We start from the raw sequence: 15169 nt of genomic DNA, 5'->3' as shown, positions 1-15169 counted from the left end.
TGATCATTTTGCCCTGCGCGCCCAGACGGCGACCGCCTCTCCTTCCATTATGCGCAGATCCGCGATGATCTCGGGCGAGGGCTTCACGCCGATCGCCTCGGCGACGACCGGTAGGGCCGAGTAGTCGAGGCCGGTTCTGAACGCCCCCGCCATGCCTGCCCCCGTCCATCGCCACTGACTCTCCATCGAAAGGAACAGCGCCACGGCGTCGGCTTGGTCGGGCCAGATCTCGCAGCGGTCGTCTGAAGGCGCCTCCAGTCGAGCCTGCTGCTCGGGAGCTATCTGGACGCCGCCCTCTACCTGCCGCCGGATTGCTTCGGCTTGCTCTGCCGGGCTAGCCTCTGCTGCCGATTGCCCGCCCCCGCCGGCCCAGCACCGGACGAGCCGCCGGAGTTTCCCTCCCGCACCACGCTCTGCCCGTTCCAGGCCTTGATGTAGGACAGCGCCCAACCGACGATGAAGTTGGGTTGCTGGATGATCACCGCGAGGTTCTCAGGGTTGAACGGGAAGGGCTTCTTCGCTTCGTCGATGATCCCATCCCAATCGCGGGCAACCTCGGCGATGAAGTCACGCAGGAGCAGCGGCGGCTTTTCCGCCTGGTCTTCGCCCAGCATGGCCGAGCCGGTCCGCCCGCTCGCGAACGCGGCGATGAACTCCTCGAAGCGATCCAGCTCGACGAGCTTCACCTTCATGCCGAAGCTGTTGGTGACCGTGGCTCCGGCATCGTCGAGTGTGTTCCACTCGACATGCATCCGGGCCAGCTTCTCCTTCGTGACAACGAACATGGTGACAGTCCCTTATTTGGAGGTGATGATCAGCTCGTCATTCCCGGCGTTCGGCAGCAGCCGGAACGGGATGTTGAGCATGAGGAAGTCGTCCTCGGTCGGCGTGGTGAGCAGGCCGATCTCGCATTTCGGCGCGTCGACCTGGACGATGTTCCCGGCCACGGTGCCGTGCACGACCTGAAGCACGCCGGTCGCTCGGCTGAGCAGCTTCGTGTAGTAATTCTTGGTCGTGAGATCGGGGAACTCGACCAGCAAATTGCCGGTCGGCTCGCGATTGCTGGCGGCCATGCGATCGGCAGGGCCGGTCAGCGACCGGGGCGAAAGCTTCATGCCGAGGTCGATGGTGAGCCGGCGGACCGCCGGGGAATAGCCGTCGAACGAGAACGTCGTGTTGGCGGTGCTGACCAGGACCGGATCGGCCTGGTTGGCGATCGTCACCGCGCCGAGGACGGCCTCGGAGACAATGCCCGCCGGCACGAAGCCGGTCGGCGACAGGCTGAACATCGGGACGTCATCGTCCTCGAACGTGAGCTGCAGGTTGGACCGGCAACCGAGCGCGGCGACCTTCAGGTTGTCGTACATCGGCCACAGCGTCATCGACGGCGCCGCCCAGGGATTGATCGGGGACTGCACGACGGAGGTGCCACCGACGACGCCCGCGTCGAAGCCGCACATCCGCAGCCAGGCCATCCACGCCGGGACGGTAATCGCGGATACGCCGCTGCCGGCGATTTCGATGCCGAAGCTGACCGGCTTGCGGATCTGCTTGAAGACGCTCGGCCGCGAGCCGGCGAACTGGCCGTCCAGCTCGCGGACCTTCTGCTCGCCTTCGAGGCCGCTGGCATCGAGGCCGACCGTCAGGATGCCATTGGCGCCCACGGTGGGCGTCGCATCGACGCCTTCGGTCGTCTCGATCTTGCCGAGGACGAACTTCTTGGCTGCGCTCTTGGTCATTGTCCGTTGTTCCCTTCGTCAGAGGCGGGCTCGGCCGCGACCGCTTCGGCGCGCTCACGCAGAACCCGCTCGATCTCGGCGAGCAGCTCCCCATGCTTGCCCTTGGCGGGCAGCGAGATCTGCAGCCGCTCGGCCGTCGCGCGCAGCTCCTTGATGGTCTGCTCGGCGAGCGGCTTCTCGGCCGCGGCCGCGTCGGCCTTCTCGGCCTCCAGGCGAGCCGCCGTGTCAGCGATCACTTCGGGGCTGACCTGCCCGCCCGGATCCTCGGGCGCTCCGGCCTGGGCCAGCGCCTCGGCCCGGAGCCGGTGGTTGAGCGGCAGCTTGTGCTCATCGAGGAACACGCCGTCCTGGCGGGGCTTCGCGGGGCTCCACTTCTGCGCGTGGGCTTGCGTTTCGGTCGTCATGCGTTCACCTTCCTGATCAGTCGCCTGGTCCTAAAGCTCACCATCCAGCTCAGAGTGCTTCCGCTGACGGACAGCATGCGGGCGCCGGCGTAGTCGCAGCCGACGCCGTCCGCCGCGTCCGGATGGACCCAGCCGAGCATCGCCTGGATCACCTTCCCCTCTTCCTCGTGCAGCTGGTCAGAGGTGCGGTCCTGGTTGGCTCCAGCGCCCTCCATCATGACCACGACGCCGAAGCGTAGGTCGGTGCGCTGGCTGTGCCCGCCAGTCAGCCTGTTCGGCTCGGCCGTCTCGGTCTCGGGCACTACATAATACGCGGGCAGGAACGGGGGCGCCTTCAGCGAAATCAGCTCCAGCACGCCTTGGGCGCGCTTGAAGCCCTTCTCCTTCAGCCGTTCGACGATCGGGTTTAGCCTCATGCCGCCGCCCCTCCGCCCTCGAAGGCGCCACGCAGGAAGTCTGTCAGGATCTCCGCGGCGCGGTCCTGGTCCTCGCTGCTGAAGCCGACATAGGGGCGCGCCGGGATGCGGACCGCCGCGAGGACGCGGCCGCCGAAGCTAAGAGCCTTCTTATGTTTGGCGCGGATCACGCCGCCAAACTGGTGGATCGCCGCATAGATCGCCGAGCCAAAGGAGCGCTCGGGACCGCCTTCGGCGAAATCCCGCCCATACGTCGCGCTGATCGAGGACCTCAGGTCACCGTGCAGACTCAGTGTCTGGCCACCGTGATCGAGCACCCGTTGGCTCGGCTTCCATGGGCGGCCGTCCGGCCCGGTCTCAGTCTCAAAGCGGAGCTTCGTCTCGCGCTCGATGAGGTCGGCGATCTCCTTCATCGCGGGCGACAAGTCGCCCGCGAACGCGGCCGCCCTGGTCAGCGCCTCGGAGAGGTTCTCCTGAAAGGTTATGGTGACGGGGATACCCTCGGCCACGTCAGTAATCCTTCAGGCCATCGGGATATTGGCGCTGCCCGGCCGAGACGGCGATCGGCGCCGAGCTGGGCGCCTCCGCCGTCGCATCGAGGCCGGGAAGCGGCAGCTTGCCAGAGCCGATCTGTTCGAGGATCCGCTGCGCCGCCTTGGCATTGCCGTCGACGCCCTCGGGCGCCCCGCGCGGGTAGAGCCGCGCGCGGGCCATGTCGGCGATCGCCACCTTCACCACAGCCGGCGCATCCGCGAGCGGCACCTGATAGCGGTTCGAGATCCATGCGTCGGCCAGCGCCTGGACGGCGGCCAACGCGGTGATGAGGTAATCGCGATCAATTCGGCCGTCGCCGGCCGCGTCCGTCATGAGGACGACTTCCTTGATGCCGAAGTGGTCGACGAATTCCTTGATCGAGATATAGCCGTCGCCTCCATCCGGCATGACCCAGGCGCCATCGATGACGGCAAGCTCGATCTCGCCCTCCAGCTCCTGCCCGTCAGCGTCCTCCGCCCTGGCGGTGACCAGGTAGTGCTCGCCGTCCGTCCCGCCGGACATGGAGACGAACAGCATGCCGGCCACCAGCTCGCCGGCCACGACCAGGCCGGCGCTGCCGACGACCAGGCCGCGCTTGGCGGCCGAGACGTCGATGATCGAGGCGATCGCCGCGGCGGTGTCGAAGGCCACCGCCTTCTTCAGCAGCTCTGCAGGCTGTTTGACGAAGGATTGCATCGCGGCTTCAGCTCCAGCTGCGCTCCGGCCGCCGCGATCGGCGCCAGCGATAGATGAGGAAGGCGATCACCAGGACCGCCAGCACGATTGGCCAGACGAGGCCGGCGCCGCAGACGATGGCGACGAAGACCGCGTCGCCATCGCCGGCCGAGGTGTCACAATTCCACAATGCCCAGGTCCAGATCGCCGCGGCGACGATCCCCCAGACGCCGAAGGCGAGCTGACCAGTCATCGCCGCCGCCGATGGCGGCGACGGACGCGGCGGCTGATGTGGAGCCGATTGGTGCGCAGCCGGCGGCGATCGGGCGGGTTCTTTGAGCGACGGTAGCGGGGCGGCGTCCAATCGCCGAACACCAAGCCCCGCATCCGGCGCTGCGACGAGGGCTGTGCCTCCTTCGAAAGCACGGCCTTGCTTTGCATGGCCGCGGCAGGGATGCCGGCGAGCGCGCTCGCGAACGCCAGCACCGCGCCCATCCCAAAGATGCCCCTCCCCCCCACGGTCAGGCCTTCGCTTGGGCGGCGCGGTGCGCCTCGATGGCCTCGCGCAGCCTGGCCTCGTCCTTGATCAGACCGTAGCGCGGGACCTTCTCGGCCTTGGCGGTCGCCTTCAGCTCGTCGAGACCCTGCCCGGCCAGCGGCTTCGGAGTATCGCCACCCGGCGGCGGCGGAGGCGGCGGAGGCGGAGGCGGAGGCGGCGGAGGCGGAGGCGGAGGCGTTGCCTTCTGCTTCGTCGAGAGGGCCACGATCCCAAGGGGGACCAGCTGCTCCGCGTCCTTGTCGCTGAGATCGATGGTGCCGCTGTCGCGACGGCCCTTGCCGTCATCGATGGGCGAGAGGATGTCGTAGGTCCGCATGGTCAGATCTCCAGATGGATGACCGGGAAGGGGAGGACCGGCGGAGCTAATGCGCGCGCTCCGCCGGCCACCAGGCAGCGTCGGGACTAGAGCGCGGCCTGGAACAGGAAGCCGGCATCGGCGCCGACGACTTCGGGCGAGAATTCGTCGAAGACGTCGTTCAGCCAGCTGTTGAGGCCGCGCTCGAAATAGGCGGGCTTGGCGAACGGGTGGTTCCGCAGCCGATAGGTGTAGCCGAACGCCGGGATGTTGATGTTCGGCGTCCCCGCCATCGGCACATAGGCCAAGTGCGCGTCCTCGCCCCAGACGTCCGAGGACGTCCCGTCGTCGTTGTCGAAGATGGCATCGCCGACCAGGACGCGCGGCACGTCGAAGAAGGAGGCGAGCATCGCATCGGTGACCACCGCATCGACGGCCAGACTGTGCTTGAACCGCTCGATCACGCGCGGGTGGACCTTCAGGCGAGCCGCGACCTTCGGGCCGAGGGTCAGCGTGTTCGGCCGGCGACCGGTGCGGCCGCGGATGACCTCCTTCGCGTCGGCGACCGCGACATCAGGCTTGGAGGCGTCGTCGGACCAATTGGCCCCGCCCGCCAGCGCCACCTTGTTCGTGGCCGCGTAGGAGGCGGCGTTGCGGACCGCCGACGCCTGCTGGATCTCCTTCTCCAGCGCGATGACGGCGAGGACGGTATCGACGTTGCTGGAGAGCAGGTCGATCTCGGGGACCTCGTCCGCCTCTTCCTGGTGTTCGACGGGCGTGACGGCCGCCAGCGCGTACTGGCTGAGCTGCACCGGCTTGCCCTCGTAGCCGAAGGAGACCTGGGCGATCGCCGTGCCCGGCGCGCGCTTGATCTTGTAGCGGCGGAAGCTCTCGCGGCCGAACTCGATGCGCTTGGCCGCGCGGGTAGGCATGTCGGCGATCGGCAGGACCAGGTCGCCGATGAAGCCGTCCTGCTTGTAGCCGCGGCTGTGGTTGGTGAGGATCGGGTCGATCACCCGAGCTGCGGAGGTCTTCATGTTCATGGACAGTGTCCCTTTCGGATGTGGATCTCGGGTGGTTGGGGATGCCCCGCTCGCGCCGGTTACGGCGTGAGCAGGATCTCGATGATTGCGCCGTCCGCGCCGGCCGCCTGCAGCGCGTAGCCGGCGATCTCGCCGACACCGCCCTGGGCGATGGCTTTGCCGTTGGCGTCGGTCTTGACCGGGGTCAGGCCCTTGGCGCCGAGCGCGATCGCGGCACCGGCCTCGACCTTGGTCGTGCCCAGGACGTCGACGGCGAAGACCTCGCCGATCGCCGCCGGGTGGACGGAGACGCCCATCGGCTTGGCGCCAGCGGCATCGCACTGGGTGCCGTCGAAATCGACGAAGCGATATTGCGCGACCGCCGCCGTGGCGACCGGGCTGGTGAGGGTGAGGATGGGCGTCTTCTGCATCGTTCTTCCTTCGTCTGGACGGACTGTTTCGCCGGGGCCGTAGCCCCGCCAGGCTCAGCCCCCCGCCCGCTTGACCGCGTCGAGATAGGAGAGGCTGGAGTCGGCGGCCTGCAGCTCCAGGGCCTTGGAGTGGATCTCCAGCCGCTTGGCATCGACGTCGAAGCCGGCCGGCGCGGCGAAGCTCACCGAGCCGGGCTCTTCCTCGCCGCCGCCAGGAGCCGCCTCGCCGAGCGACACGATCGGCTGGGCGCCACTGAGCAGCTTGCGGAGCGCGTCCGCCGGAGAGATGTCCTTGTCGGCCTCGCCGAAGCTGACGGTGTCGGCCGCGACGCCGTCGAGGGTATCGAGCAGGCCGACCAGCAAGCCCTTGCCGGCCGGCAGCAGCCTGGTCTCGGCGACGAGACGGTCGGCGAAGGCGAGGTTGGAGGCATGAAGGGCGGCGCTGGCAGTCTGCTCGCGGGTGGCGAGCTGCTGCTCGCGCTGGTCCAGCTCGGCCGAGCGAGCTTCGAGGGCGGTTGTGGCGGCAGTGATCGTGGCGTCCACTTCGGACATGCTAATCTCCCTTTCGTCAGATTGGATGGTGATGAGGTCGTCCCCGTCGCCATCGGCGAGGTTGACCACGCCGAGACCCTTCACCGCGGGGGCCGCGGCGCCGAGGAAGCCGATATGCTGGAGGTAAAGGTGGCCCGGCTTCGGATTGGCCGGCGCCTTGCGCTGGTAGAAGCGGCCCGAGATCCGGCGATAGCGGCCGGCGTTGACGATCTCCGCGAAGGCGGGATCGAGCGTCTCTGGGTCGGGATCGGCGACCAGCTCGCCGTCCTCGACGCGCAGCTCCTTCGCCCAGCCATAGGCGGGCTTGTCGAGCTGCGGGTGGCCGATCACCAGGGGCGCCGGATCGCTGGCGAAGTCGTAGCTCGCCGCCGCCTCCTCGAGATCGGCGAGCGAGAAGGTGACCTTCACGCCTTCGACGGAGGTGTAGGTGCCGGGCTTCAGCACCCGGATCGGCTTGGATTTCTCAGTCCCCATGCCGAGGTGGATAGGGGGAGAGAGAGGGGGCGCCGTGCTTCCGCTGGCGGACGCCGGGCGGGGGCGGAACTATCCCCTCTTTTGACCGCGGATCGCCGGGAGCGCAAGTCTGCGACCGTCGCCGGCCAAGCGCGCTGCGGATATCGGGGACGCCAGAAATTGGCCCCTTGCGGCGGAGCCGTCCGAACCTAGCATGCCGGTCGCATGACCCAGAACAACATGGCTCGCTTGCTTGAGGCTGGCTTCGACCAGGATGACGCGGTCCGCATCGCGACAGAAGCCGTGACGGTCTTCGACGGGAACCGGAAGGCCAGAGGTGCTATCTCCGGACCAATCGGAGCGACGGGGACACGGGCCTATGAGGCATTAGCTCGCACAGACGACTTCGACCCGGACGTTCAGGCATTCTTTGATCTGCGGCCGTTCACTGTCGACATGCTGGCCGCCAAGATACGATCGAGCCGAGGTGCGACGGGATCCGCCGTGAGCCGCCTAATCCGGCACGGCTTCGTCGAGAAGGTCAGGACCGGCCGCGGGTTCAGCGTCAGGCCGCTCGTGCCGGACGTCGCATTGAAGGAGTTGGGAGTGTCGTGGTCCACGACCGACGCCCCGCCAGGGACATGGGCTTATGAGTGCCGAGCCTGGGGTGAGTTGATAATCAAGATGCTCAACGGGAGAAGATGATGCGAGAGATCCTAATTGCGCCGCAGGGGCGCGACGCCATCGAGGTTGGCGGGTTTACGGCCGAGGACGGCAAGCGCTTCGTGATGATCAGCTTCGACCGCGACGGAGAGGAGCGCGTCATCGTCAGTTTCGAGCCGCAGCTGTTCATCGACTTTGCGGGACACCTCGGGAACGTTGCCAAGGCCGCGCAAGGCGGCAACCTATGGGGCTGAGGCTGCCTTAGGCGGGCTCCTCCTGGAGCCAAGTCAGGACGTCGAGGTAGAGCTTGCCCGAATGCGGATCCCGACTGGCCAGCCCAGCCCGGACCGCAGCATCGCCGGCCTCGCGGCGTGTCGGCCACCAGCGTCCGGCGCGCGTCGGCGTGGCCCAGCGCCACTTTGTCGGTCCTCCCCTTGTTCCCATCATCGCGCCCGTTCCGTATCTGTTCCCCATGTCCGAGTCGAGCCTCCTGACCGACCAGCTGCGTGACAAGGCGCTGCTCGCGCTGGAGGACGCCGTCCAGGAATGCCGCTACCGAACGCCTCGGCCCTCGTTCGCGGTCCGCTTCGCGCTCGCTTATCTCTGGGTCTATGGCGGCCGCGGCGATCGGCGACCCTATGACGAGCTGTGGAAAAGCCTCCGAGCGACGAAGTCGCCCTGGAGCTTCAGCGGCGCCGATCACGCCTTGGCCGGGATCTATCGCGCCCTGCAGCTCGACCGCCCCGATGAGGCTTCCTGGGAAATGTGGCGCCGTTGGACTGCCCATGAGGGCAGCGGCGGGCGGAACGGCCCTGGCTGATTCTGCCGGGCGAATGAGGCCCAAATCAGGGGTTGTTCGCGCGGGGAGCGAAATTCGGGGTTTCCCTGGCCGCATCAAATGCCCGCCAGGGCCGCTGGGCAGCCTGCCCACGCGGACGAGGGGCGGTCGCGCTAGGGTTGCCGCACCCCCCGGGGCCTTTTCGCACGCTGACGGCCATTTTTTCGGCCCTAGTGGCGCGCGTCGGACCGCCCTTGGTCGTAGGCCTCGCAATCGAGTTGGAGCCTGGTGCGCTGCTCGTCGGTAATCGGCGCCGCGCGGGCGACGCGATCGAGCCAGTCAGTTACGCCCCGCTCGCGCTGCGCGCGCGCCTCGCCGCAGATCGTGCTGATCGCGACGGCGTAGGTGCTGGGCGCGTCTGCCGGCGTGGGATCGGGCCGAGCCGTCCGGCTGTTGCAGGCAGCGTCGACAACGCGCATTGCACGCCCCGGCGGAGTGAACGGCCGCGCCGCCAATCGCGCATTCAGCAACTCGCGCCAGCGAAGATCGTAGACGGCCACATTGCGGACGCGGATCTGCCGGGCCGGGCAGTTCACCTCGATCCGGCTCACGTAGAAGACGTCCAGGTCGCCGGCACCGCCGTCGATGCGAAACAGGATCGAGCGGTAGCGGCCGTTGTCCAAGACGCTATTTGTGTCGAGCCAGGCGCGGCCGCCTTCCATCGGATAGGGTTGCCAGGCCGGAGCCGGCGCAGCTGCGATCATGGCGGCAGCGAGCACAAAGATCATCGGTTCACATCCCTCGGCCAACCCAGATGACACGGCCCACGACGTGCAGCTCGTCATCGGCAAGGTCGATCGGCGGTACGAGCTTGTTGTCGCTGTGGAGCTGCCAGCCGCCGCCGGCCAGTCGGCGCACCCGCTTGATCGCGCCTATCTGGCCATAGGCCACCGCCCAGATCTCGTCCTGGTCGCGAATTACATTCTCCGCCCGGTTGACCAGGATGTCGTCGCCGCTGCGGATCGTCGGCTCCATTGAGTCGCCGCGCCCCGGTGTCAGGAAGACGTCCGCGGGAACGCCTTGGGTTCGGCGGTTGAGCCAGTCGCGCCTGAAGGGCACGTGGCGCACCTCGGTCAGCGCATCCGAATAGGTGCCGCCGAGTCCAAAGGCGTAGTCGACCAGCTCGGGGATCATCGCCAGGCCCAGCTGGTCCGCCGCCTCCTGGACCTCAGGCGAGAGATCCTCGCCGTCGCCCCGGTCGCTCGTTGGAACATGTGACGGCTGCAGGGCGAGGTTATCCTCCCAACCAGGGAAACCGGGAAACGCATCCCTTAGCTTGTTGATCGTCGCCCGACTGATCCGCGTGTCCGCGGTGCCGTTGTATGGGCGCAACACCGTCGAGGCGGCCAAGCCGGCCCTCTTCGCGAGCGCGCTCGGCGCCAGGCTCGCCCATTGGCAGAGGTTCCGCATCAGGAGCTGATCGAGTTCGAGGCCCTTCATCAGCCTGACGCTAGCAGAGGCCGCGGCGGACCGATGTTTGCAATCCTGCAAATAATCGTTTGCATTTGTTTGCAGGATTGCTAACTCGGTCACATGACGCTGACCGCATCGAAGCAGAAAATCCGGCCCACGGACCTCGCCAGGGACCTCGGTTGCAGCGTCCCCTATGCAAGCCAGATCATTGCGGGAAAGCGGCCGCGGACCGTCGCCACTGCCCTCCGCATCCAAGAAAAGACTGGCCATAAATTCGGTCCGCTCGCCACCGCGACGGACGAAGAGGTCCGCCTGCTACGCAGGATCGGAGAGGGCGCATGAACAGGCGCCCCGCCCCTGAAGTAACGGGAATCTATTCGGCACCGCGCCGCGGGCCAAGAGACCTTGTGACGAACCTGACTCGGGCCGGGACAAATGCGCGATGACGGGCGCGGGGGGACATCTCAGCGCAGCCGAGATCGCGGAGCTGAAGCTCCCCGGCCTGCCTCACTCGAAGAAGGGCATACTCTTGCGCGCCGACGCTGAGCGGTGGCCGTCGATCGAACGGCGCGGACGCGGCGGCGGACGGCTCTATAGCATCGCCCACCTGCCGGAGCAGGCGCGGGCCGCGCTGGAGCAGCGGACGGCCAAGCTCGTCCCCGCCAATCTCCGCCCCGTCGGGCGCCCGCAGGGCTCCGACTATTTCACCCAGAACCCGGCCGTGGCCGATGCCGTCGAGGCCCTGATCGCAGAGCAGCCCCGGTCCGCCATGCGTGTCCTCGAACTGCTCTCGCGCAGCTTTCATGTCCTGCCCTCGCGCCGGACGCTCAGCCGCTTCATCGCGAAGCTGGAGGAGGAGAAGGCGGCCCTGCTCGCCTCGACCCGCAACCCGGACCTGTTCAACAGCCGCTACCGGATCTCGCTCGGCCGCGCCGATGGTTCCTGCACCCACGCCAACCAAGTCTGGGAGCTGGACACCACGCCGGTGGACGTCCAGCTGAAGGGCGGCCGCAAGGCAATCCTCGGCGTGATCGACCGCTACTCCCGCCGCGCCCGCTTCCTCGTGGCGGACAGCGAAAGCGGGCAATCGGTCCGGCGGCTGCTGATCGACACCATTCGCGCCTGGGGTGTGATGCCCGAGACGGTGATGACCGACAACGGCTCGGGCTACATCAACGGTTCGATCGTCTCCGCGCTCGAAACGCTCGGCATCGAGCATTTCCGCTGTCCGCCCGGCAGCCCCTGGAAGAAGCCCTTCATCGAGCGGCTCTTCGGCACCTTCACCCGCGAGCGCGCCGAGCTGCTCGACGGCTATTCCGGCCATAACGTCGCCGAGGCCCAAGCCCTGCGGTCCCGCGAAAAGAAGCGGACCGGCAAGGCCGTGATCCTTCCGAGCCTGGAGCCGGAGCAGCTGCAGGCCATCCTCGATGCCTGGCTGGATGGCGTCTACCACCGCCGGGAGCATAGCAGCACGCGGGTCTCGCCCCTCGAACGCTGGCGTCAGTCCTCCAAGCTCTCTGCGAAGGCGCCATCCGAGGACGTCCTACGCATCGCCCTCTCCAAACTGATCGGCTCGGCGAAGGTCGGCAAGCGCGGCATCCAGTGGAAGCACGGCCGCTATTGGTCGCCATCGCTCGCGCCCTGGATGGGCCGCATGGTCACAATCCGGCGTGACGAGGACGAGCTGGGCGCGATCTTCGTTTTCGACGAGAACGGCCGCTTCATCGACACCGCGATCAATCACGAGCGCGCCGGGATTTCCGAGGAGCAATTCGCCCGCGCGGCCAAGCGCCACCAAGATGAGCACATGGCGCAGGCGCGGGCCGAGCTTCGCCAGAAGCAACGGGCGTTCCGGTTCGAGGACGCTCGCGACCAGCTGCTCCGGGACGATGCCCTCGCGGCCGGCAGGCTCGCCATCCTACCAGGTCGGACAGAAGCGCGCACCACGCCCCAGCTTGACAGCATCGCCACGGCGCCGGCCCCGGCGGTCCCCGATCAGGCCCGCCTCGATGATGCAATGCGCAGGACGGCGCCCAGGCGCCCCGCCGAGCCATCCACCGCGGAAAAGGTCGCCTGGGCCGATCAGATCCTCGCCGCCGCCTCGGCCGGTGACGATGTCGATCCTGCCGAGCTGGCCCGCGCGCAGCTCTTCGCCTCGACCACCGCCTACCGCGCACAGAAGGCGCTGATGGCCCCCTTCCAACCCGCAACCCACACCCACGCCGCAAGGAGGCACTCTGCATGAACGCTCTTAATATTCAGCCCAGGCTGGCGCTGGGTGACCGCCCGTCCGCCGGCTTCGCCCAGCTGACCAACATGGCGCTGGGCCTGCAGACCTATCTCGACTGCGCCGAGGCTGGCGCCGGCATGCCGCGCATCGGCTTGCTGTATGGCCATTCCGGCTACGGCAAGAGCGTGGCGATGGCCTTCACGGCCCAGCGCACCGGCGCCGCCTATCTCGAAGCCAAGTCCATCTGGACCCAGCGCTCCCTTCTCGAAGCGATTGCCGAGGAGCTGGGCATTCCCAGGCTTGAGCGCAGCGCGCCCCGGATCCTGCAGCAGGTGATCGACCAGCTGAACGCTGACCCACGCGGCCTGATCGTTGACGAGATGGATTACCTGGTCGGCAAGCAGCACGTCGAGATCCTGCGCGACATCCACGACGCCACGACGGTCCCGATCCTGCTGGTGGGCGAGGAAGCACTCCCGCAGAAGCTGAAGAGCTGGGAGCGGTTCCACAATCGCATCCTCGTCACGACGCCGGCCCAGCCGGCCTCCCTGGACGACGCCCTGAAGCTCCGCGCCCACTATTGCCCGCGCGTCGAGATCGCCGACGACCTGGTCGAGGCGATCGTCCAGGCCTGCCGCGGTGTCACCCGCCGCATCGTGGTCAACCTCAAGAATGCCGAGCGGCTCGCGATGGAGAGTGCCGCCGCCGAGATCGACGCGGCCTGGTGGGGCGACCGCCCCTTCCAGACCGGCGACGTCATGGCGCGCAGGCTTGCTGCGTAATGGCTTACGAGGTCAAAGTCCCGACCAGCAGCTCGGTCGCGGTGCCGCTCTGGCGCGCGCTGCGCGGCTCCGAGGCCCCGCGGACCGTGAACGAGCTGCACCGGGCGAGCCGGGCGCATCCGAACGCTATCCAGCAGCGGCTGAAGCGCTGGTCGCGGGTCGGCCTGGTCGTCGTGACGCCGGCCGAGGCCGCGCGCTACGAAATCAGCGACAAGGGCCGGCTGCTGAACGAGGCCCCCACGCTCGGCTCGCTGAGCGCGGACGCCTGGGCCGCGATGCGCCGCCTTGGCCGCCCCGCGACCTTCGCCGAGATCCTGGAGGCGTCCGGCGCTTCGGATCGGCCCCTCTACTGCCGCCTGCGCCGCTGGAAGCGGAGCGGCTATGTGCGGGAGTTGGCGGCATCGCCGCAGCGCTTCGCCCTAGCGCCCGAGGCCTTCGCGCTGACCGAGCCGCCGACCGTCAATCAGGCGCTCGCGGTCACCACGAAGCGCGCGTCGCAGCGCGGCCGCATGTGGGCCGCCATGCGGATCCTCAAGCAATTCGACATCCCGCTGCTCATCCTCACCGCCGAAGTGACGCGGCGGTCCGCCGAGGACTTCATCAACCTGCTCTCACGGGCCGGCTACGTCAGCAAGGACGGCAACCGGGTCATCCCGTCCAGGTCGCACGGCGTCAACGGCAACCTCGGCGCGCGCCGGGACTGGTCGACCTATCGCCTGGTCCGGAACACCGGGCCGAAAAGCCCGATCATCACCAATTCGAAGGGCGCCGAGCGGCGACTGGTCGACCGCAACAACGGCCAGTCGGTCCCGCTCGGCCAAGGGCTGCAAAGCGCGCGGGAGGCCAAAGATGGCCAGTAACCCCGCCGCACCCACCAATGTCGCGCGCGCCGCCCTCGCCTGGGGCGCCGACATGCCAGCATGGGTCCGGCTGCTCGCCTCGGCCTGCGACGCCACCAATCAGCGCAAGGTCGGCGATCGGCTCGGCCGCTCCAGCGGCTATGTCAGCCGCGTCCTCAGCCGAAACTATGCCGGCAGCTACGACGAGGCCGAGACACTCGTCCGCGCCGCCTACGGCAAAGAGGACGTCGTCTGCCCGATCTGGGGCTCGATCCCGCTCGCCAGCTGCGTCCGCGCCCGGCGCCGCGAAGGCCCGCCGCGTAACCACGCCCATCACCTTCACGACGAGCACTGCCCGACCTGCCCGAACAACAGCGACCGGCGCGATGCCGGCGAGGAGACCTGACCATGTCCGTTCAACCTGTCGTCAACGAGCGGCTCTGGCTGCAGATGCCCGGAGAGGTTGCGAGCGCCTGCCGCGTCGTCCTTACCGGCCAGCCCATCATGGCCGAGATCCGCGGCCAGCGGACGCGCGCCTTCCCGGTGCGCAAGATCAGCGCCGCCCATGAAGGGACGCACCTGGCCCCCGCGGCCGAGCTGCTCGACGCAGCGCCGCTCAGCGCAGCCGAGCAGGCCGAATACGCGCAGCTCGATCGCAAGCTCGCCGGGACGATCGGCGACCGCCGTGTCCTGCGCGCCTTCTTCGGCCTGCTGCACCGCGCGGCGATCTACGGGGAGGCCTCGGCATGAAGCGCCGCCTTTTCGCCCCTCTCTTCGACATCCCTCGCCGCGAGATCCGGCTCGCCCCGGAATGGCTGGCCACGTCCCTGATCAACAGCCTCCTGATCGGCTTCGGCTTCGCGATGATCATGGCGGTGCTGCCATGACCAGCTTCGCTTGCGACCTATCGCCGGCCGACACCTTCGCGCCTCTGCAGCCTCGCGTCCGCTTCAATTTCAGCAATGGCTGGTCCGGCTCCTTGGTCGTGCGGACCGGAGAGGACCAGGTCAACGCACTGATCGGCTCCGTCGCGGCTGCGCCCACGGGCCAATGGGGCAAGGGGGAGACTGAACTAGGGCCGACGGAAGCGATGGCCGACGAGGCGATCGAGTGGCTCTACCAGGTCAGCCGGAGGCCGACGCTGTGAGCGCAGTCGTTGTCCCCTTCGCCCGGCGCCTGCGCCCCGATCCCTCCGCCCAAGTAAGGCAGCGCGGCTACGCGCCCACCTACCGCCACGGCCAGGTCAACCACTGCCCCGGCTGCGGCCGATCCCATTGGCACGTCGGCCGCTTCAGCGCGGAATGCGCCTTCTGCGGCACCGCGC

26 protein-coding genes are annotated in these 15169 nt (G+C 68.1%); 11 read left to right on the top strand and 15 right to left on the bottom strand.

The features are described from left to right. Window positions 1–3: 3 nt before the first annotated feature. From VEC11_RS07805 to VEC11_RS07745, 13 genes are all read right to left on the bottom strand, one after another. On the bottom strand, window positions 4–258 hold the full coding sequence (locus VEC11_RS07805) for a DUF1799 domain-containing protein (protein WP_464130252.1): 255 nt from the start codon (window positions 256–258) through the stop codon (window positions 4–6). Between the two features lie 38 nt (window positions 259–296). After that, window positions 297–785, bottom strand: coding sequence for a hypothetical protein (locus VEC11_RS07800; protein WP_464130129.1), 489 nt, complete (start codon window positions 783–785; stop codon window positions 297–299). A 12-nt stretch (window positions 786–797) separates the two neighbouring features. Then, window positions 798–1739 (bottom strand): phage tail tube protein, encoded by a 942-nt coding sequence (locus tag VEC11_RS07795; RefSeq protein WP_464130127.1) that lies wholly within the window; start codon window positions 1737–1739, stop codon window positions 798–800. Next, window positions 1736–2143, bottom strand: a complete 408-nt coding sequence (locus VEC11_RS07790; RefSeq protein WP_464130125.1) for a hypothetical protein — start codon at window positions 2141–2143, stop codon at window positions 1736–1738. Before VEC11_RS07790 ends, VEC11_RS07795 begins: the two co-directional genes overlap by 4 nt. After that, complete coding sequence (locus VEC11_RS07785) at window positions 2140–2559, bottom strand: phage tail terminator protein (protein WP_464130124.1); 420 nt, start codon at window positions 2557–2559, stop codon at window positions 2140–2142. The genes VEC11_RS07790 and VEC11_RS07785 overlap by 4 nt, the downstream gene beginning before the upstream one ends. Next, window positions 2556–3068 carry a phage virion morphogenesis protein gene (locus VEC11_RS07780; RefSeq protein ID WP_464130122.1) on the bottom strand — a complete coding sequence of 171 codons (513 nt, stop codon included), beginning with the start codon at window positions 3066–3068 and terminating at the stop codon, window positions 2556–2558. Before VEC11_RS07780 ends, VEC11_RS07785 begins: the two co-directional genes overlap by 4 nt. A gap of 1 nt (window position 3069) precedes the next feature. After that, a complete protein-coding gene (locus VEC11_RS07775; RefSeq protein WP_464130121.1) occupies window positions 3070–3789 on the bottom strand; it encodes a phage protein Gp36 family protein in 720 nt (239 codons plus the stop codon). Between the two features lie 7 nt (window positions 3790–3796). Beyond that, a complete protein-coding gene (locus VEC11_RS07770) occupies window positions 3797–4021 on the bottom strand; it encodes a hypothetical protein (protein ID WP_464130119.1) in 225 nt (74 codons plus the stop codon). Next, on the bottom strand, window positions 4018–4263 hold the full coding sequence (locus VEC11_RS07765; protein WP_464130118.1) for a hypothetical protein: 246 nt from the start codon (window positions 4261–4263) through the stop codon (window positions 4018–4020). The genes VEC11_RS07770 and VEC11_RS07765 overlap by 4 nt, the downstream gene beginning before the upstream one ends. Window positions 4264–4289: 26 nt before the next feature. After that, a complete protein-coding gene (locus VEC11_RS07760) occupies window positions 4290–4643 on the bottom strand; it encodes a hypothetical protein (protein ID WP_464130116.1) in 354 nt (117 codons plus the stop codon). Between the two features lie 86 nt (window positions 4644–4729). After that, window positions 4730–5665, bottom strand: coding sequence for a major capsid protein (locus VEC11_RS07755; RefSeq protein WP_464130114.1), 936 nt, complete (start codon window positions 5663–5665; stop codon window positions 4730–4732). 59 nt (window positions 5666–5724) lie between these two features. Then, a complete protein-coding gene (locus VEC11_RS07750) occupies window positions 5725–6075 on the bottom strand; it encodes a capsid cement protein (RefSeq protein WP_464130112.1) in 351 nt (116 codons plus the stop codon). Between the two features lie 54 nt (window positions 6076–6129). Further along, the gene (locus VEC11_RS07745; protein ID WP_464130111.1) at window positions 6130–7101 is read right to left on the bottom strand and encodes a hypothetical protein; all 972 of its coding nucleotides are present in this window, start codon (window positions 7099–7101) and stop codon (window positions 6130–6132) included. A gap of 204 nt (window positions 7102–7305) precedes the next feature. Here VEC11_RS07745 and VEC11_RS07740 point away from each other — a divergent pair, with 204 nt between their 5' ends. The 3 genes from VEC11_RS07740 to VEC11_RS07730 all read left to right on the top strand — a co-directional run bounded on the left by VEC11_RS07740 (window position 7306) and on the right by VEC11_RS07730 (window position 8563). Beyond that, a complete protein-coding gene (locus tag VEC11_RS07740) occupies window positions 7306–7785 on the top strand; it encodes a hypothetical protein (RefSeq protein ID WP_464130109.1) in 480 nt (159 codons plus the stop codon). Next, complete coding sequence (locus tag VEC11_RS07735; RefSeq protein WP_464130108.1) at window positions 7782–7997, top strand: hypothetical protein; 216 nt, start codon at window positions 7782–7784, stop codon at window positions 7995–7997. Before VEC11_RS07740 ends, VEC11_RS07735 begins: the two co-directional genes overlap by 4 nt. A gap of 218 nt (window positions 7998–8215) precedes the next feature. Then, window positions 8216–8563 carry a hypothetical protein gene (locus tag VEC11_RS07730; RefSeq protein WP_464130106.1) on the top strand — a complete coding sequence of 116 codons (348 nt, stop codon included), beginning with the start codon at window positions 8216–8218 and terminating at the stop codon, window positions 8561–8563. A gap of 188 nt (window positions 8564–8751) precedes the next feature. Here the strand turns inward: VEC11_RS07730 and VEC11_RS07725 are convergent, their stop codons facing one another. Further along, entirely contained in the window at window positions 8752–9309 is a 558-nt protein-coding gene (locus VEC11_RS07725; RefSeq protein WP_464130104.1) for a hypothetical protein, read from the bottom strand. Window positions 9310–9313: 4 nt separating this feature from the next. Continuing rightward, window positions 9314–10021 carry a S24 family peptidase gene (locus VEC11_RS07720; RefSeq protein ID WP_464130102.1) on the bottom strand — a complete coding sequence of 236 codons (708 nt, stop codon included), beginning with the start codon at window positions 10019–10021 and terminating at the stop codon, window positions 9314–9316. A 93-nt stretch (window positions 10022–10114) separates the two neighbouring features. Here VEC11_RS07720 and VEC11_RS07715 point away from each other — a divergent pair, with 93 nt between their 5' ends. The 8 genes from VEC11_RS07715 (at window position 10115) to VEC11_RS07680 (ending at window position 14992) form a co-directional block, all read left to right on the top strand. After that, window positions 10115–10336, top strand: coding sequence for a hypothetical protein (locus tag VEC11_RS07715; RefSeq protein ID WP_464130101.1), 222 nt, complete (start codon window positions 10115–10117; stop codon window positions 10334–10336). A gap of 100 nt (window positions 10337–10436) precedes the next feature. Continuing rightward, a complete protein-coding gene (locus tag VEC11_RS07710; protein WP_464130100.1) occupies window positions 10437–12239 on the top strand; it encodes a DDE-type integrase/transposase/recombinase in 1803 nt (600 codons plus the stop codon). Next, a complete protein-coding gene (locus tag VEC11_RS07705; RefSeq protein WP_464130099.1) occupies window positions 12236–13006 on the top strand; it encodes an AAA family ATPase in 771 nt (256 codons plus the stop codon). Before VEC11_RS07710 ends, VEC11_RS07705 begins: the two co-directional genes overlap by 4 nt. Then, window positions 13006–13866 carry a hypothetical protein gene (locus VEC11_RS07700; RefSeq protein ID WP_464130098.1) on the top strand — a complete coding sequence of 287 codons (861 nt, stop codon included), beginning with the start codon at window positions 13006–13008 and terminating at the stop codon, window positions 13864–13866. The genes VEC11_RS07705 and VEC11_RS07700 overlap by 1 nt, the downstream gene beginning before the upstream one ends. Next, the gene (locus VEC11_RS07695) at window positions 13856–14251 is read left to right on the top strand and encodes a hypothetical protein (protein ID WP_464130097.1); all 396 of its coding nucleotides are present in this window, start codon (window positions 13856–13858) and stop codon (window positions 14249–14251) included. The genes VEC11_RS07700 and VEC11_RS07695 overlap by 11 nt, the downstream gene beginning before the upstream one ends. A 2-nt stretch (window positions 14252–14253) precedes the next feature. Then, window positions 14254–14595, top strand: coding sequence for a hypothetical protein (locus VEC11_RS07690; protein WP_464130096.1), 342 nt, complete (start codon window positions 14254–14256; stop codon window positions 14593–14595). Continuing rightward, the gene (locus tag VEC11_RS07685; protein ID WP_464130095.1) at window positions 14592–14732 is read left to right on the top strand and encodes a hypothetical protein; all 141 of its coding nucleotides are present in this window, start codon (window positions 14592–14594) and stop codon (window positions 14730–14732) included. The genes VEC11_RS07690 and VEC11_RS07685 overlap by 4 nt, the downstream gene beginning before the upstream one ends. Beyond that, window positions 14729–14992 (top strand): hypothetical protein, encoded by a 264-nt coding sequence (locus VEC11_RS07680; RefSeq protein WP_464130094.1) that lies wholly within the window; start codon window positions 14729–14731, stop codon window positions 14990–14992. Before VEC11_RS07685 ends, VEC11_RS07680 begins: the two co-directional genes overlap by 4 nt. The last annotated feature ends 177 nt before the right edge of the window (window positions 14993–15169 follow it).

It is taken from the genome of Allosphingosinicella sp. (genome assembly GCF_035626655.1).
Lineage (GTDB): Bacteria > Pseudomonadota > Alphaproteobacteria > Sphingomonadales > Sphingomonadaceae > Allosphingosinicella.
The sequence above is the reverse complement of the archived record's forward strand: the minus strand, read 5'-3'. Positions and strand labels throughout refer to the sequence as shown.